The organism is Coriobacteriia bacterium (genome assembly GCA_018368455.1).
Classification (GTDB): Bacteria; Actinomycetota; Coriobacteriia; order Coriobacteriales; family UMGS124; genus JAGZEG01.
The window spans coordinates 232,406-256,417 of sequence record JAGZEG010000001.1; the positions used below are offsets into that span (position 1 = coordinate 232,406).

General features: G+C 66.3%; 21 protein-coding genes and 3 tRNA genes. All 24 read right to left on the reverse strand.

The annotated features are described in order from the left end of the window. Positions 1–102: 102 nt before the first annotated feature. Entirely contained in the window at positions 103–843 is a 741-nt protein-coding gene (locus tag KHZ24_01000; GenBank protein ID MBS5449783.1) for a ComEA family DNA-binding protein, read from the reverse strand. A 451-nt stretch (positions 844–1,294) separates the two neighbouring features. Then, positions 1,295–2,596 carry a tRNA 4-thiouridine(8) synthase ThiI gene (gene thiI, locus KHZ24_01005; GenBank protein MBS5449784.1) on the reverse strand — a complete coding sequence of 434 codons (1,302 nt, stop codon included), beginning with the start codon at positions 2,594–2,596 and terminating at the stop codon, positions 1,295–1,297. A gap of 22 nt (positions 2,597–2,618) precedes the next feature. Further along, the gene (locus KHZ24_01010; GenBank protein MBS5449785.1) at positions 2,619–2,963 is read right to left on the reverse strand and encodes a DNA-directed RNA polymerase subunit omega; all 345 of its coding nucleotides are present in this window, start codon (positions 2,961–2,963) and stop codon (positions 2,619–2,621) included. Positions 2,964–3,020: 57 nt separating this feature from the next. Further along, positions 3,021–3,578 (reverse strand): guanylate kinase, encoded by a 558-nt coding sequence (gmk, locus tag KHZ24_01015; GenBank protein MBS5449786.1) that lies wholly within the window; start codon positions 3,576–3,578, stop codon positions 3,021–3,023. Positions 3,579–3,584: 6 nt separating this feature from the next. Next, positions 3,585–3,893 (reverse strand): integration host factor, encoded by a 309-nt coding sequence (locus tag KHZ24_01020; GenBank protein ID MBS5449787.1) that lies wholly within the window; start codon positions 3,891–3,893, stop codon positions 3,585–3,587. 205 nt (positions 3,894–4,098) lie between these two features. After that, the gene (pyrF, locus tag KHZ24_01025) at positions 4,099–4,821 is read right to left on the reverse strand and encodes an orotidine-5'-phosphate decarboxylase (protein MBS5449788.1); all 723 of its coding nucleotides are present in this window, start codon (positions 4,819–4,821) and stop codon (positions 4,099–4,101) included. A 17-nt stretch (positions 4,822–4,838) separates the two neighbouring features. Further along, positions 4,839–5,744 (reverse strand): dihydroorotate dehydrogenase, encoded by a 906-nt coding sequence (locus KHZ24_01030; GenBank protein ID MBS5449789.1) that lies wholly within the window; start codon positions 5,742–5,744, stop codon positions 4,839–4,841. Positions 5,745–5,755: 11 nt separating this feature from the next. Then, positions 5,756–6,547, reverse strand: a complete 792-nt coding sequence (locus tag KHZ24_01035) for a dihydroorotate dehydrogenase electron transfer subunit (protein ID MBS5449790.1) — start codon at positions 6,545–6,547, stop codon at positions 5,756–5,758. A 24-nt stretch (positions 6,548–6,571) separates the two neighbouring features. After that, on the reverse strand, positions 6,572–9,799 hold the full coding sequence (gene carB, locus KHZ24_01040; GenBank protein MBS5449791.1) for a carbamoyl-phosphate synthase large subunit: 3,228 nt from the start codon (positions 9,797–9,799) through the stop codon (positions 6,572–6,574). Further along, the gene (carA, locus tag KHZ24_01045; GenBank protein ID MBS5449792.1) at positions 9,799–11,058 is read right to left on the reverse strand and encodes a glutamine-hydrolyzing carbamoyl-phosphate synthase small subunit; all 1,260 of its coding nucleotides are present in this window, start codon (positions 11,056–11,058) and stop codon (positions 9,799–9,801) included. The genes carB and carA overlap by 1 nt, the downstream gene beginning before the upstream one ends. After that, positions 11,055–12,356, reverse strand: coding sequence for a dihydroorotase (locus KHZ24_01050; protein MBS5449793.1), 1,302 nt, complete (start codon positions 12,354–12,356; stop codon positions 11,055–11,057). Before KHZ24_01050 ends, carA begins: the two co-directional genes overlap by 4 nt. Next, entirely contained in the window at positions 12,340–13,275 is a 936-nt protein-coding gene (locus tag KHZ24_01055) for an aspartate carbamoyltransferase catalytic subunit (GenBank protein ID MBS5449794.1), read from the reverse strand. Before KHZ24_01055 ends, KHZ24_01050 begins: the two co-directional genes overlap by 17 nt. Next, positions 13,275–13,880 (reverse strand): bifunctional pyr operon transcriptional regulator/uracil phosphoribosyltransferase PyrR, encoded by a 606-nt coding sequence (pyrR, locus tag KHZ24_01060; protein MBS5449795.1) that lies wholly within the window; start codon positions 13,878–13,880, stop codon positions 13,275–13,277. Before pyrR ends, KHZ24_01055 begins: the two co-directional genes overlap by 1 nt. A gap of 221 nt (positions 13,881–14,101) precedes the next feature. Beyond that, positions 14,102–15,229 carry a glycosyltransferase gene (locus KHZ24_01065; protein MBS5449796.1) on the reverse strand — a complete coding sequence of 376 codons (1,128 nt, stop codon included), beginning with the start codon at positions 15,227–15,229 and terminating at the stop codon, positions 14,102–14,104. 13 nt (positions 15,230–15,242) lie between these two features. Continuing rightward, positions 15,243–16,040, reverse strand: a complete 798-nt coding sequence (locus tag KHZ24_01070; protein ID MBS5449797.1) for an ABC transporter ATP-binding protein — start codon at positions 16,038–16,040, stop codon at positions 15,243–15,245. An 18-nt stretch (positions 16,041–16,058) separates the two neighbouring features. Then, positions 16,059–16,874 carry an ABC transporter permease gene (locus KHZ24_01075; protein ID MBS5449798.1) on the reverse strand — a complete coding sequence of 272 codons (816 nt, stop codon included), beginning with the start codon at positions 16,872–16,874 and terminating at the stop codon, positions 16,059–16,061. A gap of 127 nt (positions 16,875–17,001) precedes the next feature. After that, positions 17,002–17,078: transfer RNA gene (locus tag KHZ24_01080), tRNA-Arg, on the reverse strand. 137 nt (positions 17,079–17,215) lie between these two features. Further along, a tRNA-Asn gene (locus tag KHZ24_01085) sits at positions 17,216–17,290 on the reverse strand. 38 nt (positions 17,291–17,328) lie between these two features. Then, positions 17,329–17,403 (reverse strand) — tRNA-Asn (locus tag KHZ24_01090). Between the two features lie 182 nt (positions 17,404–17,585). After that, positions 17,586–18,872, reverse strand: a complete 1,287-nt coding sequence (gene rpoD / locus KHZ24_01095) for an RNA polymerase sigma factor RpoD (GenBank protein MBS5449799.1) — start codon at positions 18,870–18,872, stop codon at positions 17,586–17,588. 161 nt (positions 18,873–19,033) lie between these two features. Continuing rightward, a complete protein-coding gene (dnaG, locus tag KHZ24_01100) occupies positions 19,034–20,944 on the reverse strand; it encodes a DNA primase (GenBank protein ID MBS5449800.1) in 1,911 nt (636 codons plus the stop codon). Further along, positions 20,941–21,993, reverse strand: coding sequence for a riboflavin biosynthesis protein RibF (gene ribF / locus KHZ24_01105; GenBank protein ID MBS5449801.1), 1,053 nt, complete (start codon positions 21,991–21,993; stop codon positions 20,941–20,943). Before ribF ends, dnaG begins: the two co-directional genes overlap by 4 nt. Positions 21,994–22,004: 11 nt before the next feature. Further along, entirely contained in the window at positions 22,005–22,952 is a 948-nt protein-coding gene (gene truB / locus KHZ24_01110; GenBank protein MBS5449802.1) for a tRNA pseudouridine(55) synthase TruB, read from the reverse strand. A 1-nt stretch (position 22,953) separates the two neighbouring features. Then, entirely contained in the window at positions 22,954–23,991 is a 1,038-nt protein-coding gene (locus KHZ24_01115) for a bifunctional oligoribonuclease/PAP phosphatase NrnA (GenBank protein MBS5449803.1), read from the reverse strand. Between the last annotated feature and the right edge of the window lie 21 nt (positions 23,992–24,012).

The window sequence follows — 24,012 nt, forward strand, 5'->3', positions numbered from 1 at the left end:
GGATGGGCCGGTGCGGTGCGTCGCTGGCTCGCGCGCCAAGGGAGGCCCGACGTCTCAGTTTCGCGTGGAGTCGTTTGGCGATCTGGGCGTGGCGCGAGGGCGTCATACGCAGATCAACCCCTGGAGCTTGGCAAACTTCTTGTTGCCGATGCCGCTGACCCTCAAGAGGTCTTCCGGCGCGGAAAACGGCCCGCCTGACGCGCGTTCGTCAACGATGGCCTGTGCGGTGGAGGGCCCGATGCCGGGCAGGGTCTCAAGCTGAGAGATGTCTGCCGTGTTGATGTTGACGAGCGTTGGCGTGGCTGAGCTCGTGCTTGCCGGTGTCTCCTGCTCCCCACCGCTGACCTCTGCCTGCTCGCCCACAAAGGGGACGCGGATCTTCATGCCATCTCTGATATGCTCGGCAAGGTTGAGCTCGTCAAGGTCTGCGTCTGCGGCCGGGCCTCCCGCCGCGTCGACCGCGTCCTTAACGCGCGCCGAGTCGGGCAGCTCGTACACACCCGGGTGCTCGACGGCTCCTGCAACGTGTACGGCGATACGGCTCTCGGCTGGCTCTCCCCCGCCTTCGACGAGCACGGGGACGCCCGTATCGGCTCTGCCGTTGGACGCGTCGCGTGGATCGGCTGCCTGTTCCGGCACGGCTTCCTGGGCGGGGCTGCCTGCCTGGACAAAGTTATCGACCATATCACCCGTATCCGAGACAGGCCGTGTGCCGTCGAGTGATAGATCATCGTGTCGCGGAATCGTGACGCCGCTCGTGCACAGCTGCGCGCGCAAGACGAGACCTGCCGCGATCGCAAGCGCAACGAGCACGATGAGGGCAACGAGGACGGGCCTTGGCACCTCCGAGAGGCGTAAGCTTTCGGCCAGCCCCGCTCTTTCGGTATGGATGTCTGCGTTGCTGTAAAACGGCGCGTCAATGGAAGGCCCGTGCCCCGGAGCTGCATAGACGCAAGGCGCGTCGTCTCTGACATTGCGAGATCGACGGCCCCGCGCGGCGGTGCTCCTTGCAACTCCGTCTTGCTGCGAGCCTTGGCGCTGCCTGAACTCGTCTCGAGAAATCTGCATCTCCATCGCCTCCCGATGTTCCAGGGTAGGAGGCAAGGGCTCTCGGGCATCGTCTGCCAGCAAACTGTTCGATCACGTCTGACGCAGATCTGACAACGTGCTCTCTGACCTGCGGCGTAAGGCACTGTAAGACGCTCATCAGATCGGGCCACCCACAGAAAAGCCGCCCAGACGGATCTCGACTTCCGTCAGGGCGGCCTCGTAGGCAGAACAGAAGATGTCGTGGCTACTCGCCGTTAGCCTTTGATGGTGCGGCCTCCGCAGCGCGTACATCCTTGCGTGACTCGGCCGGACCTGCCGGTGCCAGCGTCTCGTGGGGACGCCACCAGGCGCGCGGCGCCACGTACGACGGACAGTCGAAGCTGCGGTACTCGAGTAGGCCCATCATGTCGTCGAGCATGGCTTCGTGATCGAACAGGTCCCAAGCGGCGTGCGCCTTGCGCAGCGTGCAGTGCGTCTCGGGGCTGCGCGGCATGAACAGCGTGCAGCAGTCGTCGGCTTTCTCAGTCGAAATCTCGAGCGTGCCGAGCTGTTCGGCACGCCGCATGATCTCGCGTTTGTCACTACCGATGAGCGGGCGCAGCACGGGAAGCGTTGCCATTTCGTCCGTCACCATGATGTTCTCGAGCGTTTGCGAGGCGACCTGGCCCAGCGACTCGCCTGTCACGAGCGCCTTTGCGCCCTCGACGCGTGCCAGGCGGCAAGCGAACGCAAACATCATGCGCCGGTACATGAGGATGCGCAGATCATCGGGGACGGCGCTTGCGATTGCGCGCTGTATGTCGCCGAACGGCACGACATACAGCCTGCCAAAGCCGCCTGCCGGGGCAAGGCGCTCCATGAGGTCTTGCACAAGCCATTCGGACGTGTCGGTCGTTTGGGGGCGTCCTGAGAAGTGAAGTCCGATGACGACAGCGCCGCGGCGCATGATCTCCCACGACGCGACTGGCGAGTCGATGCCGCTCGAGATGAGTGAGATGACCTTACCAGCACTGCCGACGGGAAGACCGCCGACGCCCTCTTCCGTGCTCACGTACACGTACGCGCTGCCTTGGATAACGTACACGAAAACGGTGCGATCCTGCCCCTTCATGCGAACGAGCTTGTCGGGGAGGCGCTCACAGAGATACGAGCCGACTTCGCGGTTGAGGTCGAGCGAGCCAAGCGGGTAGTCGGTGTTCGAGCGGCGCGCGCTTACCTTGAACGTCGTGAAGTCGCCCGACGCCATGAGCTCCTCGTAGGCTGCGCGGCAGTAGTCCTCGCTCGAGAGCTCGCAGCACTGGGCAAGTGACACGCGTGCGACGCCCGGCGTCTTGAGCACGCGCTCGAAGACGACGGCTACCTCATCGGCGCTTGCCTTGGGCTCCATGCGTACAAGGACGTGGCCAGAGATACGCTCAACGGACGTGGCCGCAGTATGAGAGAGGCACGCCCTAAGATTCAGGACGAGCCTCTTCTCGAAGTTGCTGCGGTTGTTGCCCTTGAGGCCGATCTCGTGGTAGTGAACGAGGCAGACGTACGAGGCCATGCTGGGCTATCCCTGCCTTTTGCTATTCGGCGCTGGCGTCGGAAACAGCCTCGTCGTCAAGACCGAGGTCGCGGTGGAGCGTGGCGGCGTCGTAGCTGATGAGGCCCGGCTCAGGAGTGCCCTCGTCGTCCTTGCGCGGTGCAAGCTCGTCGAAGGCGATGGACAGGGGGTTGGGCGCACGTCCCTCGTCGTCGCTCATGAACATGGAGACGTCCTCGATGTCGGCGAGCTGCTCAGCGCGGTTGTGCTGGTTGCGCATCATGTCGTTGATGTCGCAGGCACGGCGAGCGGCCAGCTCACAGAGCAGGAAGCGATTCTCGTCGGTGACCGACAGCAGGTCGTCGATGGTGGGGTTCACAACAGACATGGCACAGGCCTCCAGAAAACGGCGATCCACCGTATGGTGGTGGAATACGCCTCGAAACTAGCAATTCTCGTAACGGTCTATGATAGCAAGCACCTGGGCGACCGTGTCGTCCAACACGTCGTTGACCACCACTTCATCATAGCGTGTCGACGCGTCCATGAACGACTGGACGTCGGAGAGGCGCTTGGCCAGCGAGGCCTCGTCCTCGGTGCCCCGTCCAGTCAGTCGCTCGCGCAGCACGTCGAGGCTGGGCGGGGCGATGAAGACGAGCACGGCATCAGGCATGCTCTCCCGGACGTTAAAGGCGCCCTGGGGGTCGATCTCCAGGATGAGGGAGCTCTTTTCGAGCACCTGCTCAACGTGAAGCCGAGGCGTACCGTAGCGGTGGTCGTGCACGTGCGCCCACTCAAGGAACCCGCCGGTCGCAACGAGCTCGTCGAACTGGGCGTCGCTGAGGAAGTGATACGAGACGCCGTCTACCTCGCCTGGGCGCGGGGCACGGGTCGTCGCAGACACGCTGAGGGCGAGGTCGGGACGGACGGCGCGTACGCGCGCGATGACCGTGCCCTTCCCCGCCCCCGGAGGTCCTGAGAAGACGAACAGCCTCCTACGCAAGGCTGCCTACTTGCCGAGCTTCTCGATGAGCTGCTCGCGCTGACGGATGCCCAGACCCTGAACGCGGCGCGACTCGGAAATGCTGAGCTCTTCCATGATCTTGGCGGCCTTGGCCTTGCCATAGCCAGGCAGAGACTCGATAAGGATGGAGACCTTCATACGCTTGGCGACGTCATCGTCCATCTCGAAGACCTCCTGCAGGGAGACCTGACCGGACTTGATGTCCTCGCGCAGCTGCGCACGAGCGCGGCGAGCCTCCTCGGCCTTCTTGAGATACTTCTGACGGTCCTCGGCGGAAAGCTGGGGGAGAGCCATGGTGCCTCCAAACGTAGTCTGCGTATCACTGCGTACCGCCCGCTTGCATACGTGGCAAAACGAGCGGCTGTGTTTTTAAAGCCTCGTAGAGGGTATCCCACCACCTGCGCGTTTTCAAGCATCCGCACGAAATTGCACGATGAGTGGAACCCCGTTTGGGGGCAGACGCGTGGCGGGTGACCCGCGCCTGCCCCCTAGCGATGCCTTACGAGAGCGCTTCGGCGACCTCGGATTCGACGGAAAGGAGCGCGGCGAGCGGGTCGGCGGCCCTCGTGATGGGACGGCCCACGACGAGGTGCGTCGAGCCCGCCGCGATGGCGGCGCCCGGCGTCACGACGCGCGCCTGGTCACCTGCGTCGGCGCCGGCGGGGCGGATGCCCGGCGTCACGATGAGGGCGTCCTCCCCCAGCGCAGCGCGCATGGCGGTGGACTCCTGCGCCGAGCAGACGACGCCGTCCGCGCCGGACGCATAGGCCATCCGTGCCAGAAGCACCGCCTGCTCGGCGGCGGGACGATTCACGCCGACCGACGCCAGCGCCTCGTCATCCATGCTCGTGAGCACCGTGACGGCGAGTAACTTCGGCGCGGGAAGGCCGGCGGCCTCGGCACCCTCGTCGAGGCCCGCGCGCGCGGCGGCGACCATGGCGGGGCCGCCGCCGGCGTGAATCGTGAGCATGTCGACGCCCAGGCCCGCGAGCACGCGCGCCGCCTGGCGCACCGTGTTGGGGATGTCGTGCAGCTTCAGGTCGAGGAACACGTGTAGGCCGCGCGCCTTGAGGTCGCGTACGACAGGGGTGCCGGCAGCGTAAAACAGTTCCATGCCCACTTTGGCCCACGCGAGCTTGCCGGCCATGAGGTCGGCAAGCTCGAGAGCGCGCTCGTGCGTGCAGTCCATGGCGACGATGACGCGTTCGGCAACGGGGCTCATGGAAGCGTCGCCCTCCCCTAGCATTCGAACGCCCCGATGAGCTCGTTGATGTCCTTGACGCCCTGGCTCTCGGCCCACTCCTCAAGCTCTGCGAGGATGCGTAGGGCGCTGCCGGGCTCGACGAGGTTCTGCAGGCCGACGGAGACGGCCGTGCAGCCCGCCAGGATGAACTCGGCCGCGTCGACGCCCGACGTGATGCCGCCGACGCCGCACACGGGGATGGACACGGCGTTGCACGCCTCCCACGCCATGCGCAGCGCGATGGGGTGCAAGCAGGGGCCAGACAGGCCGCCCGTGGGACGCGCGAGCCTGCTCTTGCGCGTGCGCACGTCGATGGCCATGCCGGGGATGGAGTTGATGACGGTCAGCACGTCAGCGCCGGCCGCCTCGCAGGCGCGGGCGACCTCGGGCACGCGCTCGGGCGCCATCTTGACGAGCAGCGGGCGCTTCGTGGCGGCGCGGCAGGCCTTGATGACCTCGGACGCGCCCTCGGGCGTCGAGCCCATGGCGCAGCCGCCGGCGGCGATGTTGGGGCACGAGATGTTGATCTCGAGGCCGGCCGCCCAGGGGGCGAGCTCCTCGAACAGCTCGACGGCCTCGACGTACTCGGCGACGGAGTGGCCGGCCACCTGGCAGATGACACTCGTCTTCGTGCTCATGTCGGCCAGGTACTCGCCCGACTCCTCGACGAGGCCGCGGACGCCGGGGTTCTGCAGGCCCACGGAGTTCATGACGCCGCACTTGACCTCCGTCATACGCGGCTGGGGGTTGCCAGGCCACGCGACGCTGGCCGCACCCTTCGTCGTGAACGCGCCGAGTTTGGACACGTCCATGAGGTTGGAGAACTGCCAGCCGGCGCCGAACGTGCCGGCTGCGGTGTTCACCGGGTTCTTCATGGGGATGCCGCCGAGGTTGACGGCCATGTTCACCTTGCTCACCAGACGACCTCCTTCGCGTCGAACACGGGGCCAGCCATGCAGACGCCCTTGCGGCCGCCCGTCGTGTCGCAGACGCACGTGGCGCAGGCGCCGAAGCCGCACGTCATCATCTTCTCCATGGACACCTGGCACGCGACGCCGGCCTTGTCGACGATCTGTGCGATGCCGCGCATCATCGGTGTAGGGCCGCAAACGTACACGACGTCGTAGGCGTTGTCGGCGAGCATCTGCTCGCACGGCACGCTGGCATAACCTTTGATGCCGACGGACCCATCGTCCGTGGCGATCTCGAGGGTGCGCACGCCCATCTCGCGCAGGTCGTCCGTGAAGATGACACGGCGCTCGGCAGCGGCGCCCTCGATGAAGTCGACGGCCACGCCGCGCGCGATGAGCTCGCGGGCCAGGCTTACGAGCGGCACGACGCCCGAACCACCGCCCACGAGCAGGGCGGCCTTCATGCCCTCGGGGAAGCGCCAGCCGTGGCCGCACGGGCCGAGCACGTCGAGCTGCGCGCCCGGCTTGACCTGCGCGAGGCGGCGCGTGCCGTCGCCGTTGAGCAGGTAGCCGAACTCGACCTCGCCCGTCTGGGCGTCGGCTGCCGAGTACGAAAACGGCAGGCGGACGAGCTGGCTCGGGTCGCCCGGAACGGCGAGGTCAAAGAACTGGCCCGGCTCGATGGAGCGGGCAAGCTCGGGGCAGGTGAAGCGCATGCGCATGACGTCGCACGTCATGGGCTCGTTCGAGACGACGGTCAGCGTGTGGCGCGTCGCCGTTGAGGGGGTGGGCACGTTTGCTCCTCTCCTTCTTCTCGCCTAGTGGTTCGCGAGGGTCGCGAGGTCCTGCAGGGCGTAGACGGGCAGTGCTGTGTGCTGCACGGTCTGAATGGCCTGCACGAGGGCCGTTGCGGCGCTCATGGTCGTCATGTAGCACAGCCCGTGGCGCACGGCCTCGCTGCGCAGCAGGAAGCCGTCGCTGCGGGTGTCCTGGCCGCGCGGCGTGTTGATCATGAGCGAGATCTCGCCCGAGGCGATGGCGTCGCCGATGTTGGGGTGCATCTCGCTCATACGGCGCGTCGTCTCGCACGCGATGCCGGCCGCACGCAGCGTCTTGGCCGTGCCGGACGTCGCGACGATCTTGAAGCCCAGGTTGGCCAGGTCACGGGCGATGGGCGCGATGGCGCGCTTGTCGCGATCGCACACGGAGATGAACGCCGTGCCGCCCGTGGGCAGCGAGTAGTCGATGGCGAGCTGCGTCTTGGCGTACGCGGCCGGGAAGCTTTCCGCCACGCCCATGACCTCGCCCGTCGACTTCATCTCGGGGCCGAGCACGACGTTAGCGCCCGGGAAGCGGCCCCAGGGCATGACGGCTTCCTTCACGGCATAGTAGCCGAGCTCGCGACCCTCTGCCGGCAGGTTGAGGTCGGCGATCTTCTCCCCCGCCATGATGCGGGCGGCGTACTTGGCAAGCGGCACGCCCGTAGCCTTGGAGTCGAACGGCACAGTGCGGCTGGCGCGCGGGTTGAGCTCGATGACGAAGATCTGCTCGTCCTTGACCGCGTACTGCACGTTGAGTAGGCCGACGACGTGGCAGGCAAGCGCGAGGCGGCGCGTCACGTCGCGCACGCGCTCGACGATCTTGTCCGACAGCGTGAACGGCGGCGTGCAGCAGGCCGAGTCACCGGAGTGGATGCCGCACTCCTCGATGTGCTCGAGCACGGCGCCGACGTAGCACTCGTGGTCGTCGCATAGGGCGTCCACGTCGAGCTCGATGGCGTCCTCGAGGAAGGCGTCGAGGTAGACGGGGTGGTCGGGCGAGACGTGCGCCGCCTCGTCCATGTAGCCGCGCAGGCTCTTCGTGTCGTACACGATGGCCATGCCGCGGCCGCCCAGCACGTAGCTGGGGCGCACGAGCAGCGGGAAGCCGATGCGCTTGGCGACGTCGACTGCCTCGTCGTACGTCTCGGCCGTCGACGACGGCGGGTAGGCGATGTCGAGCTGGTCGAGCAGCTCGCTGAAGCGCTCGCGGTCCTCGGCGAGGTCGAGAGCGTCGGGCTGCGTCCCCATGATGGGCACGCCGGCCTTGTGCAGGCGTGCGGCCAGGTTGATGGGCGTCTGACCGCCGAGCGTGCAGATGACGCCGGCGGGCTTCTCGAGCTCGACGATGTCCATGACGTCCTCGAACGTCAGCGGCTCGAAGTACAGGCGGTCGGACGTGTCGTAGTCCGTCGACACCGTCTCGGGGTTGCAGTTGACCATGACGGTCTCGTAGCCCTTGGCCGACAGCGCGTAGGCCGCGTGGACGCAGCAATAGTCGAACTCGATGCCCTGGCCGATGCGGTTGGGGCCGGCCGACAGGATGACGGCGCGGGGCTTGTCCGCCTCGTGGAACTCGGTGGCGCCGCCGACCTGGTACGTCTTGTAGTGGTAGCTCGTACGGGCCGGGAACTCGCCGGCGCACGTGTCGACGGTCTTGATGACGGGCAGCACGCCGAGTTCCTTGCGGCGCGCGCGCACGCTGTCCTCATCGGAGCCCGTGAGGTGGGCGATCTGCACGTCGGAGAAGCCGAGGCTCTTGGCCTGCAGCATGCGCTCGGCATCGAGGCCGTCAAGGCCGAGCTCGGCGATGCGGCGCTCGGCGCGCACGAGGTCGAGCATACGGTCGAGGAACCAGCGGTCGATGTGCGTAAGCTCGAAGATGTCGTCGACGTCCCAGTCGCGGCGCAGCGCCTCCGCCACGTAGAACAGGCGCTCGGGCGTCGGGCGGCTCAGCAGCTCGCGGAAGCGCGCCTCGTCGAAGTCGTCCTTGCCGTCTGCGCCCAGGCCGGCGTGGCCCTGCTCCAGCGAGCGGAAGGCCTTCTCGAGCGCCTCTTCGAACGTGCGGCCGATGGACATGACCTCGCCGACGGACTTCATACGCGTCGTGAGCGTCTCGTCCGTGCCCTTGAACTTCTCGAACGCGAAGCGCGGCACCTTGACGACGCAGTAGTCGATGGACGGCTCGAAGCAGGCGGGTGTGACGCGCGTGATGTCGTTTGTGATCTCGTCGAGCGTGTAGCCGACGGCGAGCAGGGCCGCCGCCTTGGCGATGGGGAAGCCCGTCGCCTTGGACGCGAGCGCCGACGAGCGGCTGACGCGCGGGTTCATCTCGATGACGACGACGCGGCCGTCGTCGGGGTTGACGGCGAACTGCACGTTGGAGCCGCCTGTGGCCACGCCGACGCGCTCGAGGATGGCGAGCGAGTAGTCGCGCAGGCGCTGCAGCTCGACGTCGGAGAGCGTCTGGCACGGCGCGACGGTGATGGAGTCGCCCGTGTGCACGCCCATGGGGTCGAGGTTCTCGATAGAGCAGATGATGATGCCGTTGCCAGCGCGGTCGCGCATCACCTCCATCTCGATCTCCTTCCACCCCTCGAGGCTCTGCTCAACGAGCACCTCGTGGTTGGCGGAGAGGTCGAGGCCCTGCTCGACGATGTCGCGCAGCTGCTTCATGTCGTAGGCCATGCCGCCGCCGGCACCGCCGAGCGTGAACGACGGGCGCACGACGAGCGGGAAGCCGATCTCCTCGGCGACGCGCTCGGCGTCGGCCATGGAGTAGCAGAAGCCGCTGCGGGCCACGGATAGGCCGATGTCCTTCATGGCCTCGGCGAACAGCTCGCGGTCCTCGCCGGTACGGATGGAGTTGAGGTCGCAGCCGATGACCTCAACGCCGTACTTCTCGAGAACGCCGGCGTCACCCAGGGCAACGGCGCAGTTCAGCGACGTCTGGCCGCCCATGTTCGGCAGCAGGGCGTCGGGGCGCTCCTTCTCGATGACCTGAGAGACGGCCTCGACGGTGATGGGCTCGATGTACGTGCGGTCCGCCGTGTCGGGGTCCGTCATGATCGTGGCGGGATTGGAGTTGACGAGCACGACCTCGTAGCCCTCGGCGCGCAGCGCGCGGCAGGCCTGCGTGCCCGAGTAGTCGAACTCGCACGCCTGGCCGATGACGATGGGGCCGGAGCCGATGACGAGGATCTTCTTGATGTCACTGCGACGCGGCACTAGAAGCGCCTCCCTTCGCGGACGTCGATGGCAAGGTAGTCGTCGCGCTGGCCCTCCATCAGGCGGCAGAACGACGTGAAGATGTAGCTCGCGTCGACGGGGCCGGGGCACGACTCGGGGTGGTACTGCACGGAGAACGCCGGGACGTCGAGGAACTGGATGCCCTCGGGCGTGCCGTCGTTGAGGTTGACGTGCGTGAGGCGGATGCGGCCGTAACGTTCGTTCTGAACGACGGGCGCGATGCCGGCGCGCGACCACTCGCGCAGGTCGGCGACGTGCTCCGTGCGACCGCCGGACAGCTCGGGCACGATGGGACCGAACGACTCATCGAACACGAGGCCGTAGTTGTGGTTCTGGGCCGTGATCTCGACCTTGCCCGTCAGCAGGTTCATGACGGGCTCGTTGCCACCGTGGTGGCCGTAGGGCAGCTTCTCGATCTGGCCGCCGGCTGCGATGGAGAGCAGCTGGTTGCCCAGGCAGATGCCGAAGATCGGCTTCTTGCCTAGCAGCTCGCGGGCAGCCTGGGCCGTGGGGCCGACCTGCTCGGGGTCACCTGGGCCGTTGGAGAAGAACACGCCGTCGGGGTCCATCTCCAGCACCTTCTCGGCAGGCGTGTCCCACGGCACGGCTGTGACCTCGCAGCCGAGCTTCGTCATGTTCTTGAGGATGCCGAGCTTCTCGCCGCAGTCGTAGGCCACGACCTTGAAGCGACGCTCGCCCTGAGCCGGGTGCGTCACAGGTTCGCTGGGTGACACGTCGGGCACGAAGTTGTGTTCCGAGATGCGCGGGGCGGCCTGGACACGGGCGACGAGGCTTGTCGGGTCGAGGTCGGTCGTCGAGATGGCCGCGCGCATGGCGCCCTTGTCGCGGATCGTCAGCGTGAGGGCGCGCGTGTCGATGCCCTCGATGGCGACGACGCCGCGCTTCTTGAGCATGTCGGGCAGGCTGCCCTGGCTGCGCCAGTTGCTCGGCGTGCGGCACATGTCGTGCACGACGAGGCCGCGCAGGTGCAGCACGTCGCTCTGGACGTCCAGGTCGGTGACGCCGTAGTTGCCGACCTGCGGGTAGGTCAGCGTCACGATCTGGCCGGCATAGGAAGGATCGCTCACGATCTCCTGGTAGCCCACCATGGACGTGTTGAACACGATCTCGCCGAACGTCTCGCCCTCGGCGCCTGCCGCCCAGCCCAAAAACGTGGATCCGTCTTCGAGAGCAAGCAGGGCGCGGGGGGTCGAACCATCATCTACCAGCGGGTTCACTGGGACACCACCTCTCCGTTCTCCAGTATTGCGCGACCGGCGACGAAAGCGTGCGTCGCGCGGCCGTCGAGCTCGGCGCCCAGGAAGGGCGTGTTGGACTGCGATCCTGCCATGAACTCGCGCGTCACGGTGAACGGTGCGTGCGGGTCGATGAGCGTGAGCGTCGCCTCTCCGCCGACCTCGATGCGCACGGGTGCGAGGCGGCAGATGCGACGCGGGTTGATAGCCGTGACCTCGACGAGGCGCTGCCAGGTCATGAGGCCGGGGTTCACGAGGTGCGTGAGTACGAGCGGAAGCTCCGTCTCGAGGCCGACGATGCCGAACGGCGCGCGCTCGAACTCGAGGTCCTTCTCGTGGGGCGCGTGGGGCGCGTGATCGCTCACAAGGCAGTCGATACGCCCGTCGCACAGGGCCGCACGCAGCTCCGCGGCGTCCTGTGCTGTGCGCAGCGGCGGGTTCATCTTGTAGTTCGTGTCGTAGGCGTCCGTGATGTCGTCCTCGGTGAGGAACAGGTGGTGCGGGCACACCTCACACGTGACGTCGGCGCCTTCCTCCTTGGCGCGTGTGACGTAGGCGACACCAGCCGCCGTCGTGACGTGGGCGGCGTGGAAGGGGCAGCCCGTGAGCCTGGCGATCTCGATGTCGCGGTCGACCTGGACTTCCTCGCCCAGCGCCGGCCAGCCCGCCAAGCCAAGGCGCGTCGAGACGGCACCCTCGTTGACGACGCCGTGGCCGACGAGCGACTCGTCCTGGCAGTGCGAGATGACGGGCAGGTTGAACTGGGCGATGTAGTCCATGGCGGAGCGCATCATGCCGGCAAGCTGCACACCGCGCCCGTCGTCGGAAAACGCGCAGGCCCCAGCCGCAGCCATGTCAGCGATGTCGGCTAGGCCCTCGCCCTTCTCCCCCTTCGTGATGGCGCCGATGGGGTGCACGCGCGCCAAGCCTGCGCGCTGAGCCTTGGCGCGCTGGAACTCGATGAGCGCGCCCGTATCCGTGACGGGGTTTGTGTTAGGCATCGTGGCGACGTCGGTGTAGCCGCCCTTGGCTGCCGAGCGCACGCCGCCCTCGATCGTCTCCTTGTACTCCTGGCCGGGGTCGCGGAAGTGGACGTGCATGTCGAACAGGCCGGGCACAAGCACCTTGCCGGCACCGTCGATGACAGTGCAGCTCTCGGGGGCCTGCACGGCGTCGCCGAGCGCGGCGATCGTGCCGTCGTCAGCGAGCAGCACGTCAACGACGGCGTCGAGGTCGACCTGCGGATCGACGGCGCGGGCGCCCTTAATCAGATATGCCATTGGCTTCTCCTCCCAGCAGCAGGTAGATGGCGGCCATACGCACGGAGACGCCGGAGTTGACCTGCTCGTTCTTGACGCAGCGGGCGTCGTCAACGACCTCGGAGCTCAGCTCGACGCCGCGCATGACAGGACCGGGGTGCATGACGATGGCCGTCGGCTTGGCATGCGCAAAGCGCTTCCCGTCCACGCCGAACAGCGTGCGGTACTCGCGCTCGGAGGGCAGCGTTGCCCCGTCGAGGCGCTCGCTCTGGACGCGCAGCATGTACAGGACGTCGAGCTCGGGCAGGACGGCGTCGAGGTCGTCCGTGAAGTCGGCGCCGAGCACGTCGGGGCGGGCCGGCATGAATGCGTGCGGGCCAACGAGCGTGACGCGGGCGCCCATCTTCGTCAGCGCCGGAGCGAGCGAGCCCACGACGCGCGAGTGGATGCAGTCGCCGACGATGCCGACGCGCAGGCCTTCGAAGCTCGGCAGGTGCTTGCGGATCGTGTAGAGGTCGAGCAGGGCCTGCGTGGGGTGCGCGTGCTTGCCGTCGCCGGCGTTGATGACGCGCGCCTGTGTCGTGCGGGCGATGATCTCGGGCGAGCCGGCGAACTTGGCGCGGCAGATGAACATGTCGACACCCATGGCGTCAAGCGTCTGGATCGTGTCGACGAGCGACTCGCCCTTAACGACGGACGACGAAGACCCGGCCACGGACAGCGTGTCGGCGCCCAGGCGCTTGCACGCCAGCTCGAACGAGCTCTTCGTGCGCGTCGAGGGCTCGAGGAACAGGTTGACGATCGAGCGCCCGCGCAGCGTGGGTAGCTTTTTGATGGCGCGCGAGTTCACCTGCTCGAACGTGTGCGCCGCCGTGAGGATCTGCTCGATGTCGTCGACGGTGAGGTCCGTCGTGTTGATGAGGTTGCGCACGCTCAGCATCAGAGGTTGCCTCCCTTTGCGCTCGCGCGGGCGGCCTTGGCCTGCTTCCACGTGGCCCCGTCCCAGATCTCGACGGCCGCGTGGTCGTCGAAGGGCGGCAGGGCGACGCGCACGGTCTCCGCACGGGAGGACGGCACGTTCTTGCCCACGTAGTCGGCACGGATGGGCAGCTCGCGATGGCCGCGATCCACGACGACGGCCAGGCGCACGCACGAGGGGCGGCCGTAGTCCATGAGGGCGTCGAGCGCAGCGCGGATCGTGCGGCCCGTGAACAGCACGTCGTCGACGAGCACGACCGTCGTCCCGTCGAGCGTGAACGGTAGCGACGTGTCGTGGAGCACGGGCGACAGGCGCGTGCCGAAGTCGTCGCGGTATAGGCTGATGTCAAGCGAGCCGAGCGGCACCTTCACGCCCTCGATCTGCTCGATGCGGCTGGCCAGCGCCTCTGCGAGCACCTTGCCGCGCGTGACGATGCCGACGAGCGCCAGGTTTGACGCGCCGTCGTTCGTCTCGAGGATCTCGTGGGCCATGCGCGTGAGCGCGCGCTCTATGGCCTCGCCGTCCATGACGATGGCCTTGGGAGCGAACGTGGTGGTATCGCTCATGCCTCCTCCTTCCTAACGCTGACGCACAAAAAAGGACGCCCGCACGCGCGTCGCGCGTCCGGACGTCCCGCTATACGATGAGGTTGTGAGTCGTACGCTGTCTTCATCTGCGCCACCTTGTCGGTCTCTCAGTACCGCGCTTAAAGGTCAGACGTAGTGTAGCGCTCACCACTGCTCTTGCATACCCCGCGCACCCGATCACCACGGCGAACGGGTGCAAGCTAGATGCCGGCGCCCCGCGTGATGTTGGGGTTGTTGCGGCTGATGCGCGAGCGACGCCCCATGAACAGGGCGAAGCGCGACAGGCCGAAGCCCAGGCCGTTGTTGCGCACGCTGTAGACGAACTCGTTCACGAGTGCGCGGCGGTACAGGCCCTTGTCGAACGTCGGCTCGATGCCCCGGACGGTACAGAACAGCGTCTTGATGGGGTTGGAGATGTTCGGGTTCGTGAAGACGCTGTCGACCGGCATGCGCTCGAACATGTGGCGCATCTGCGTCTCAGCGTCGCTGCCGGCGATCTTGGCTTCCTCCATAATGCCCGAGAGGTACGACACGCCGCGAACTGCGTGGGCGCGGCGCACGCCGGCGTCGTCTACGCCGAGGCGATCGAGGACGTCCGTCATGTCGTTCCAACGCTCAAACGCCAGATTGGTCGCGCGCAGCATGGACGACGAACCGGGCAGGTCCTCTCGGTAGCAGTAGAACTCCTTCTCGAGGAACACGATGGAGCGTGCCTGGCACAGCGTCTCGACGAGGAACGGATTGTCAACCCAGCCGCCGCCCTTGGCCTCCTTAAAGCGGATGCCGTGCTCCTCGAGAAACGCGCGGCGGTACATGGCCGACCAGATGCTGGGGTGGTGCTGAAGCAGGCGTGGCTCATCAAAGATCGTGAACGGCTGGTGTGCCAGCGTGAGCCGGTGGGCGTACGCGCAGTGGTACAGGCGCTCCTTGGGCGTGCACGGCAGGTAAACGCGCGTGTAGGGCGTCTTCACGACGTCGGGCAGCTCGGGGAACGTCCGCGCGAACGCGAGCATCTCGTCGTAGAAGTGCGGACGCACGTAGTCGTCAGGCTCAAGGATGGCGACATAGGTACCGCGCGCCTCAGACAGCCCACGGTTGCAGGCTGAGCCGTAGCCTCCGTTCGGCTTGTCGATGACGCGCACGCGCGGGTCTTCCTGCTCGTGGCGCCGCATGATGGAGAGGCTGTCGTCGGTCGAACCGTCGTTGACGGCGAGGATCTCCATGCGAGCGACGTCGTTCTGACGCGCTGTCGACAGGGCCTGGTCGAGAAAGGCGCCCGTGTTGTACGTCGGCACGATGAGCGTGACGTCGATGTTCTGCGTGGTCATGCGCGCTCCTTCTCTAGGCGCCCAGGCTGCGATAGGCCGCGCAGACCTCGCTTGCCGGGCCGAATTGGCGCAAGTGCCCCTTCTCGATCCACACGGCCTTGTTGCACAGGCGCTCGATCTGTGACGTCTCGTGGCTGACGATCATGACCGTGACGTTGTCGTCGTTGATGAGGCGCTGGATGCGCTCCTCGCACTTGCGCTGGAACAGAAAGTCGCCGACAGAGAGCGTCTCGTCGACGATGAGCAGATCGGGGCGCGTCGAGGTCGCGATGGAGAACGCGATGCGCGCCACCATGCCCGACGAGTAGTTCTTGAGCGGCATGTCCAGAAAGTCGCGCAGCTCGGCGAAGTCGACGATGTCGTCGAAGTGCTCGTTGATGAACTGCTTGGAGTAGCCGAGCAGCGCGCCGTTGAGGTAGATGTTCTCTCGCGCCGTTAGCTCCATATCGAAGCCGGCGCCGAGCTCGATGAGCGGCGCGATCGTACCGTGCACGGTGCAGCTGCCTTCCGAGGGCTCAAGCACGCCCGCCACGATCTTGAGCATCGTGGACTTGCCGGAGCCGTTCGTGCCGACGAGGCCGAACACGTCGCCGCGGCGAACCTGGAACGTGATGTCGTTGAGGGCGCGAAACTCCTTGAACATCAGCTCGTGCCTCATGAGCTTGATGAAGTACTCCTTGAGGCTATTGAGCTGTTCTGAGGCCATGTTGAACACCATACTGACGTGGCTGGCGTCCACAATGACGTCGCGCGTGTCCTTCGCCGGCGCCGCATGGCTCACGTCGGGCGTTTGCATGCTTTCGTCGCTCATGTGCTGCGTGCGCCTCCCTTAGATGTACAGGATGAACTTGTGCTGCGTCTTACGGAACACGAGGATGCCCACTGCAAGCGTGCCGAGGGCAAACGCAAGGCAAATGAGGTTCTCCTGCAGGCCGGGGATCGTCCCATACATCATGACGTCGCGGAAGTAGACGACGAAGTGGTACATGGGGTTGAAGTTCTCAACGGCCACGAGCGCCTGGGCGAGGCCCGGGTTAGGCATGCCGGCCGTAAACTCGACGAGGTTCTGCGGCCAAAACACGGGCGTGAGGTAGTTCCATGCCGTCATGACGACGCCCCACAGGTGCATGACGTCACGGAAGAACACGGAGAGTGCCGACAGGATGAGACCGATGCCCACGGAGAACACGACGACGTACAGCACAAGGATGATGCCCATGAGCATCGTGGTGCCGTGGATGTAGAACGGGTCGTCAGCCGGGGACGTGAAGTGGAAGAACAGCATGACGCCCGCGACGGCGACGAGGGAAAGCGCGAAATTCACGAGGGAAAAGAGCACCTTCTCGATCGGGAAGACCGCCTTTTGCACGCGGACTTTCTTGATGAGCGGCGCGGCGTCGATAATGGAGCTCATGGCCCCGCACGTTGCGTCGCTCATCAGCGTGAACAGCACGGTACCCAAAATGAGGTACAGCGGGTAGTGGTCGATGTTGAAGCGGAACATATTGCTGAACACGAGCGTCATGACGGCCATCATGAGCAGCGGGTTCAGAACGCTCCATGCAACGCCGAGCACCGAGCGGCGGTATTTGAGCTTAAAGTCCTTCGTGACGAGCTGCTGAAGGATGAACAGCGTGCTGCGCATGACCTGGCGCGAGGCGGCTTTTGATGCGGGCGTGGTCGAGGCTTGGGTGTCAGTCACCGGCACAATCCCATCTCGAAAACGCCCCGCGACATCTCGAAAGACGCCGCGGGGCGTAATGAAGGCAAGCTGGTGCCCCCTGACGGGCTCGAACCGTCGACCTTTCGCTCCGGAGGCGAACGCTCTAATCCGCTGAGCTAAGGGGGCATTGCGCAAGCGATGGTACCACAGGGATGGCGCCGCTGCCAGAACCAGGTGCAGGCGTCACAGAAATACATGCGCAGTGAGACAGAGGTAGACCGATATACAAAAAGACCCCCGCAATGCGAGGGTCTTAGAGGAGCTGGCTCCCCGAGTAGGGCTCGAACCTACAACAACTCGGTTAACAGCCGAGTGCTCTACCATTGAGCTATCGGGGAATGTCAAAAGGGAGGTATGCTCCCGGAGGAAAAGCAAGTGGCTCCCCGAGTAGGGCTCGAACCTACAACAACTCGGTTAACAGCCGAGTGCTCTACCATTGAGCTATCGGGGAATGCGGCGCTCAAACAGCGGTGATTAGTATAGACAAGCTGCCCTGCAACGCAAGCAGAAACTTCGGATATGGAGATGAGTCCATAAATTCGGAGACGTAGGCCTCCGAGAAAGAAGGCGGCCCGGGGGCGCATCGCTGCGTGCCCGGGCCGCGCGGAAGACGATAGGAATCGCGTCAGGAGCTTAGTCCTCCAGATAGTCTTTCAGCTTGCTGGAGCGGCTGGGATGGCGAAGCTTGGCCAGCGTCTTGCTCTCGATCTGACGGATGCGCTCGCGCGTGACGCCGAACTCCTTGCCGACCTCCTCGAGCGTGCGGGGATGGCCGTCCGTCAGGCCGAAACGCAGCTCGATGACCTTGCGCTCGCGCTCGGCCAGCGTGTCGAGCACCTGGTTGATCTGCTCCTGGAGCATGGAGAAGCTTGCGGCGTCGGGCGGCACGATAGCCTGGCCATCCTCGATGAAGTCTCCGAGCTGGGAGTCCTCCTCCTCGCCGATAGGCGTCTCCAGCGACACGGGCTCCTGCGAGATCTTCTGAATCTCGCGGACGCGGTCGGGCGTCATGTCCATCTCCTCGGCGATCTCCTCCGGAGTGGGGTCGCGGCCGAGGTCCTGCAGCAGCTTGCGCTGGACGCGCACGAGCTTGTTGATCGTCTCGACCATGTGCACGGGGATGCGGATCGTGCGGGCCTGGTCGGCGATGGCGCGCGTGATGGCCTGGCGGATCCACCACGTGGCGTACGTGGAGAACTTGAAGCCCTTCGTGTAGTCGAACTTCTCGACTGCGCGGATGAGGCCGAGGTTGCCTTCCTGGATGAGGTCGAGAAACAGCATGCCGCGGCCGACGTAGCGCTTGGCAATGGAGACGACGAGGCGCAGGTTTGCGCTGATGAGGCGCTGTTTGGCGTCGAGACCCACCTGCTCGACGCGGTTGAGGCGGCGCAGCTCGGCGCGGGGCAGCTCCTCGCCCGAGTCCTCGGCGTCGTCAAGGCGCTTCGTGGCCTCGAGACCCGCCTCGATCTTCATGGCCAGGTCGATCTCCTCCGAGGCGGAGAGCAGGTCTACCTTGCCGATCTCCTTCAGATACATGCGCACGGGGTCGCCCGTGAGCAGCACGGGGGCCTGCGGCTCGTTGCGACGTCCATGTGCCTTGCGGCGCGACTTAGTGGGGGCAGTCACCTTGGGGAGCTCGATGTCGACGACGGCGGCCTCCGACGTGTCGATCTCGTCCTCGATCTCCTCCTCGGCGAAGCTCTCCTCCTCTTCGGCATCGACGGCATCGCCAGACGCCTTGATGTCGACGCCCTGAGCGCGAATGGCATCGTAGACAGCCTCGAGCTCGTCGCCGTCCGTGTCGACGTCGGCAAGAGCTATCTGGATGTCGTCCTCGGTGATGGAACCCTCGGTCTTGCCCTTGAGCACGAGCTTTTCAACCGAAGCGTTCAGCTCGTCCGAGAGGGCAACGTCCTTCATCGTCTTCGTCAAACCCTGTCCTTTCACCGTGAGTCGCGCATAATGCGCACGGCCGAGACTAAACCTCCTCTGCCGTGTACCCAAAACCGATGCGTCTCTTACAAACGAATTATTATCCACGCCGAGCGGCAGTCATTCAAGCACGCGGTGCTCGATCTCCCCTACTTCATCGCACGCAAGCCGGTCTCGAGTTCCTTGAGGCGTCGCTGATAGCCCGTCAGCTCTGCGAACAGCGTGTTGAACGCATCGGGATCACCCGTCGCGTCCAGGGCGTTGAGGCGTGCGCGGCCCTGATCGATCTGGCGTCGCAGCGACTTCATCTCGAGGTCATCGAGCAGGATGTTGAGCGCACGCCCGTTGTCCTGCTCGCTTGCAAGGGCTGAGTCGCCGGCTGCGAGGATGGTCGCCCCCTCGGGCACAACGGACTCTGCTGCCCCGATGGCCTGCAGCGGCGTTGTCCCCTCCGGCGTGGCGAGCAGGGCCCAGGCGATGGCCTCGTCACGGGGATCGGCCCACACGATGGAGGCGACGCGGTCGGCAAAGGCGCGCGACGCGTCAACGTCTGCGGCGATCGTCGCAAGCACCTCCCGCTCGACGCGGATCATGCGCGCGTCGCCGGGCAGCAACGTCGCGAGCATCGGAGCGGACGCCGTGGCGGGGGGACGCAGGTCGTCGCGCAAGTCAAGTCGGTCCGTGCGCGTTTCGAAAACGATGGGCTCGTCGGGGGCGTCGTCGTAGTCGGGGCGGGGTGCCCACTGGACGCGCGCAAGTGACGTGCGCACGGTCGTCGCGTCCGTCATGAGACGGTCCGCGACGTACTGCACGTACTCCTCGCCCAACGGCGTTCCCTTGACCGGGCCCATGGCCTGCACGACGTCGGCGAGCGCGTTGACGCGCCCCTCGGGCGTCGTCGTGTCGAACTGGTCGATATGCCTGTCGACGACGTAGCGCGCGAGCGGCACAGCGCCGTCGAGCAGCGAGCGCAGCTCCTCGACGGGGTGGGCACGCAGGAACTCGTCGGGATCCTTGCCGTCGGGCAGCGTGAGGCGATACATGGGTGTAGGCACGGTGCCCGCATACTCGAACGCGCGCTCTGCAGCCTTCTGGCCGGCGGAGTCGGCGTCCTGCAGGCACACGATGCGGCCGCGGCTCACTGACGAGGCGCCGCTCTGCAGAAACGACGTGATGCGCTTCATCTGCGCTGGCGTTAGCGCCGTGCCGCACGGGGCGACGACGTTGCTGATGCCCGCCTCGTGCATGGATATGGCATCGAAGTAGCCCTCGACGATGATGGCCTCCTGAGCCGCCGTGATGCCGGACTTTGCCCGGTCGAGCGCGAAGACCGTCTGCTTCTTTGAGTAGAGCGTCGACTCGCCCGAGTTTATGTACTTCGCCGGCGCGCTCGGGTCGAGGGAGCGCCCGCCGAGCGCGATAACGCGGCCCTCGGGGTTGCAGATGGGGATGATGACGCGGTCGAAGAAGAAATCGCGCAACTTGCCGCCCTTGTCGGAGGCAAGGCGGGCGTCGATGAGCTCCTGGCGCGTGAAGCCCTGGCGCGTGAGCTCGCCGATGAGTGCGCCGCCGCCCGGGGCATAGCCCAGGTTCCAGCGGTCAGCGACCGCGCTGCCCATGCCACGGCCGGCGAGGTAGGAGCGCGCCTTGGCAGGCCCCCCGTCGCGCACGCGCGTGAGCTGCGCGTGGTAGAACGCCGTCGCCGCTTCCATGGCTGCAAACAGGCGGGCCTTGCGCGAGGACGAGCCGTGACGGCGCGAGCGGGTCTCGTCGTCTTTCAACTCGATGCCCGCACGGTCGGCCAGAATGTGAACCGCCTCAGGAAACTCGACGTTGTCGCGCAGCTGCACGTATTTGAAGCAGTCACCGCCCTGCTGGCAGCCGAAGCAAAACCACGTGCCGAGGCGCGTGCGAATGTGAAACGACGGACTCTTCTCGTGGTGAAAGGGACAGCAGCCCCACAGCTCGCCGTTTTGCGGCCGCAGCGCGACCGTCTCGCCGACGAGGGCGGCAAGATCTGTTGCCTCGCGGACTTTCTGGACCTCTTCGGGGCTGATCACAGCGTCAGACCCTTTGTGCCGTAGGCGGAGGCAACCCAGTCAATGTTGCCGTTGACCGTGGCGATGAGCTCGTCAAGTGAGTCAAACTTGCGCTGCGGGCGCAGGAACTTCGTGAACGCGACGCGCACGGACTCGCCGTAAAGGTCGCCGGTGAAGCCAATGAGGTTCGCTTCGAGCTCCGCGCACCCCTGCTTGCCGGCGAACGTGCGCGGAATGCCGACGTTGATGGCAGCGGGCCACGCGACGCCGCGCGCCTCGACGAAGCCGGCGTACACGCCCTCGGCGGGCATGACGTACGGGTAGGTGATCTGCACGTTAGCCGTGGGGAATCCCAGGTCGCGACCCTCGTGGCGACCGTTGACGACCGTGCCCCTCAGGTAATAGGGACGGCATAGCAGATCGGTCGCCTCGTCAATGTTGCCGGCAGCCAGATCGTTGCGGACGCGTGTTGCGCTGACGGTCCGGTCGTCGAAGCGTCGCAGGACGTGGCCGTGCACGTCGAACCCGTCGCGCTCCCCCACTGCGCGCAGACTGTCGACCGTCCCCTCGTTGCCGGCCCCCAGGCGGAAGTCGGCGCCCACGTGGATGGCCTTGACCTCCATGACGCGTCCGAGGACGTCGTGCAGGAAGCTTTCGCAGCTGTGCGAGGCAAGCTCGCGCGTGAACGAGACGATGATAACGTAGTCGGTGCCGAACGTACGCAGGTACGCGGCGCGATCCTCGTCGCTGAGCAGCTTTCGCACGCGCTCGCGCGGCAAGAAGAGCTCGTCGGGGTCGGGCTCGAACGTTACGATGGCGCTGGCGATACCTCTGTCACGCGCGTCTTGCACGACGTGCGAGAACAGGAAGCGATGCCCCTGGTGGACGCCGTCGAACGCGCCGATCGAGCAGACCGCGGGGCCGATGTATGGCGCATCCTGGTCGAGATCGAGGCGTATGAGGCGCGCTTCGCTGGCGGAGCCCTGTGCAGGCGAGGCGGAGGCGCCGTCATGAGAGGGCTGCACGAGAAAGGCGCGACGTGCGAGCTCCAGGGGGGTGATGTCGTCCATCGTCACCATCGCTACCCTTCGTCGTTCATTCCGTCGATGCCGTCTGGGAAGACGGCCGCAGGCTCGAGGCGCCCGCGTCGCACCGTCGCGACCGCACGCAGCAGCCCGCCGGACACGAGCGCGACCCGTTCGCCCTCTCGGGCGTTTGCCAGAACGCCGCAGTCAACCGGCGTGCCGTTGCGCACGGCGGCGCTCTCCCGCTCGGACAGTGCGCGGGTGCGTAGCCCGAGCACGGCAGCGGGGTCGAGCGGGCGAAGAGCTTGTACCCCGAGGTACTCGAGCTCATCCAGAGAGACGCACTGCGACAGCGAGACGCTGCCAGAGCGCGTGCGCCTCAGCTGGCGCAGGTGGCACGCGCTACCCAGCTCGCGCCCCAGATCGCGCGCGAGGGCGCGCACGTACGTGCCCTTGGAGACATGCACGATGATGTCCCAGAACGGGGCGCCGTCGTCGTCGGTGCCCGTCGCGAGCGCCAGGGCGGAGAGTACGCGGATCGGCCTCGGGTCAAGCGCGACCTCCTCGCCGCGACGCGCTGCGGCATACGCACGCACGCCGTCGACGGAGATGGCCGAGTACGCCGGAGGGACCTGCTGCGTCATGTTGAGTAGCAAGTTCATGGAGTCCTGCGCAAAGGCAAGGTCGAGCACATGCTCGGGGGTCGATGCCTCGCAGCGCGTCTCGCCCTCGGCGTCGTCGGTCGTCGTCTCATGGCCAAACGAGACGCGGGCGAGGTACTCCTTGTCTTCTGCGGTCGCGAAGCCGAGCAGGCGCGTCGCCTGACCTACACCGAGCACCATGACGCCCGTCGCGAGCGGGTCGAGCGTGCCGGCGTGGCCGATGCGGCGCTCGTGCAACGCACGGCGCACGCGGGCCACGACGTCGTGCGACGTCATGCCGGCTGGCTTGTCTATGCCAACGAGCAGGTTGAGCCCGCTCGTCGATGCGGGGCGGCGTCCCATGCTACGCCTCGCACGCATGCGGCGCCACGGCCGCGTGGTGGGCCGTAAGGGCCTGCGAGAGGGCTTGGACGACGTCGCGCAGGGCGTCGGGCATGGCGCCCTCGTAGGTCAGGCCGGCGGCGGAGCGGTGCCCTCCCCCGTTGAAGCGCTCGGCGACGGACGCGACGTCGAGACTCCCCTTGGAGCGCAGGTTGCCGCGCACGCCCGTGCCGTCCGCACGCTCGCGGAAGAACGCGCACGCATCGATGTCGGCGACGGAGCGTACAACGTCGATGAGGCCCTCGCAGTCCTCGGGCTTCGCATGCAGGCGCTCGAGGTCTTCGCACGTAACCCAGCTGTAAGCAATGCGCCCAGTCTCGTCGAGGGCGAGACGCTCCATAGCCAGAGCCTTGAGGTGCATGCAGGCGACGGTGTCGCTCTGGTACACCCACGTCGCGATCTGGGCGGGGGACGCGCCGGCGTCGATGAGGTCGGCCGAAGCCCGCAGTGCGTGGGCGTCAGTGTTCTGGTACTGGTAGCGGCCCGTGTCCGTGAGGATGGCCGTTAGCAGGCACGTCGCCACGGAGAGCGACGGCTCCACGCCCAGGTAGCGCATGAAGTCGTACACGATATCGCCTGCGGAAGCGGCCGTGTCGCGCACGAGGTTGATCTGCGCGAACTCCTGCAGCGTGGGATGGTGGTCGATGGCGACGGTTGCGCGGGCACGTTCGAACACGGCGGCACCATTCTTGAGCCGCTCGGGCATCGGCGTGTCCACGCTGATGAACAGGTCGGGTGTGTCTGTGTACTTCGAGGCCCACACGAGCCCGTCTGCCCCAGGAAGCTGAGCGTACACGCGCGGAACGTCGGCGTCGTTTGCGAGCAGGGATGTGACGTGCTTCTCGGGCCAGCGCTGGGCGATGATGGCAGCAAGGCCCAGGTTGGAGCCAAGCGCGTCTCCGTCAGGGTCTGTGTGACCCGAGATGGCGATGGTGTCGGCCTCTTCAATGGCCGCCTCGATGAGCGCGAACGCCGAACGCTCGCGCTCATCGAGCGGCATGGGCCAGCAGGTGGATGAGGA

Bases quoted from the DNA above. Each gene is read 5' to 3' on its own strand.
- pyrR (MBS5449795.1), bottom strand. From the start codon at position 13,880: ATGAGCGATACCACCACGTTCGCTCCCAAGGCCATCGTCATGGACGGC.
- truB (MBS5449802.1), bottom strand. From the start codon at position 22,952: ATGGGACGCCGCCCCGCATCGACGAGCGGGCTCAACCTGCTCGTTGGC.
- KHZ24_01010 (MBS5449785.1), bottom strand. From the start codon at position 2,963: ATGTCTGTTGTGAACCCCACCATCGACGACCTGCTGTCGGTCACCGAC.
- KHZ24_01030 (MBS5449789.1), bottom strand. From the start codon at position 5,744: ATGGCCGTCAACCTCGGCGGCATCCCCATGAAGAACCCGGTGAACACC.
- KHZ24_01055 (MBS5449794.1), bottom strand. From the start codon at position 13,275: ATGCTGAGCGTGCGCAACCTCATCAACACGACGGACCTCACCGTCGAC.
- KHZ24_01115 (MBS5449803.1), bottom strand. From the start codon at position 23,991: ATGCCGCTCGATGAGCGCGAGCGTTCGGCGTTCGCGCTCATCGAGGCG.
- pyrF (MBS5449788.1), bottom strand. From the start codon at position 4,821: ATGAGCCCCGTTGCCGAACGCGTCATCGTCGCCATGGACTGCACGCAC.
- KHZ24_01020 (MBS5449787.1), bottom strand. From the start codon at position 3,893: ATGGCTCTCCCCCAGCTTTCCGCCGAGGACCGTCAGAAGTATCTCAAG.
- ribF (MBS5449801.1), bottom strand. From the start codon at position 21,993: ATGGACGACATCACCCCCCTGGAGCTCGCACGTCGCGCCTTTCTCGTG.
- KHZ24_01050 (MBS5449793.1), bottom strand. From the start codon at position 12,356: ATGGCATATCTGATTAAGGGCGCCCGCGCCGTCGATCCGCAGGTCGAC.
- KHZ24_01065 (MBS5449796.1), bottom strand. From the start codon at position 15,229: ATGACCACGCAGAACATCGACGTCACGCTCATCGTGCCGACGTACAAC.
- KHZ24_01075 (MBS5449798.1), bottom strand. From the start codon at position 16,874: ATGCGCAGCACGCTGTTCATCCTTCAGCAGCTCGTCACGAAGGACTTT.
- thiI (MBS5449784.1), bottom strand. From the start codon at position 2,596: ATGGCCTCGTACGTCTGCCTCGTTCACTACCACGAGATCGGCCTCAAG.
- KHZ24_01070 (MBS5449797.1), bottom strand. From the start codon at position 16,040: ATGAGCGACGAAAGCATGCAAACGCCCGACGTGAGCCATGCGGCGCCG.
- rpoD (MBS5449799.1), bottom strand. From the start codon at position 18,872: ATGAAGGACGTTGCCCTCTCGGACGAGCTGAACGCTTCGGTTGAAAAG.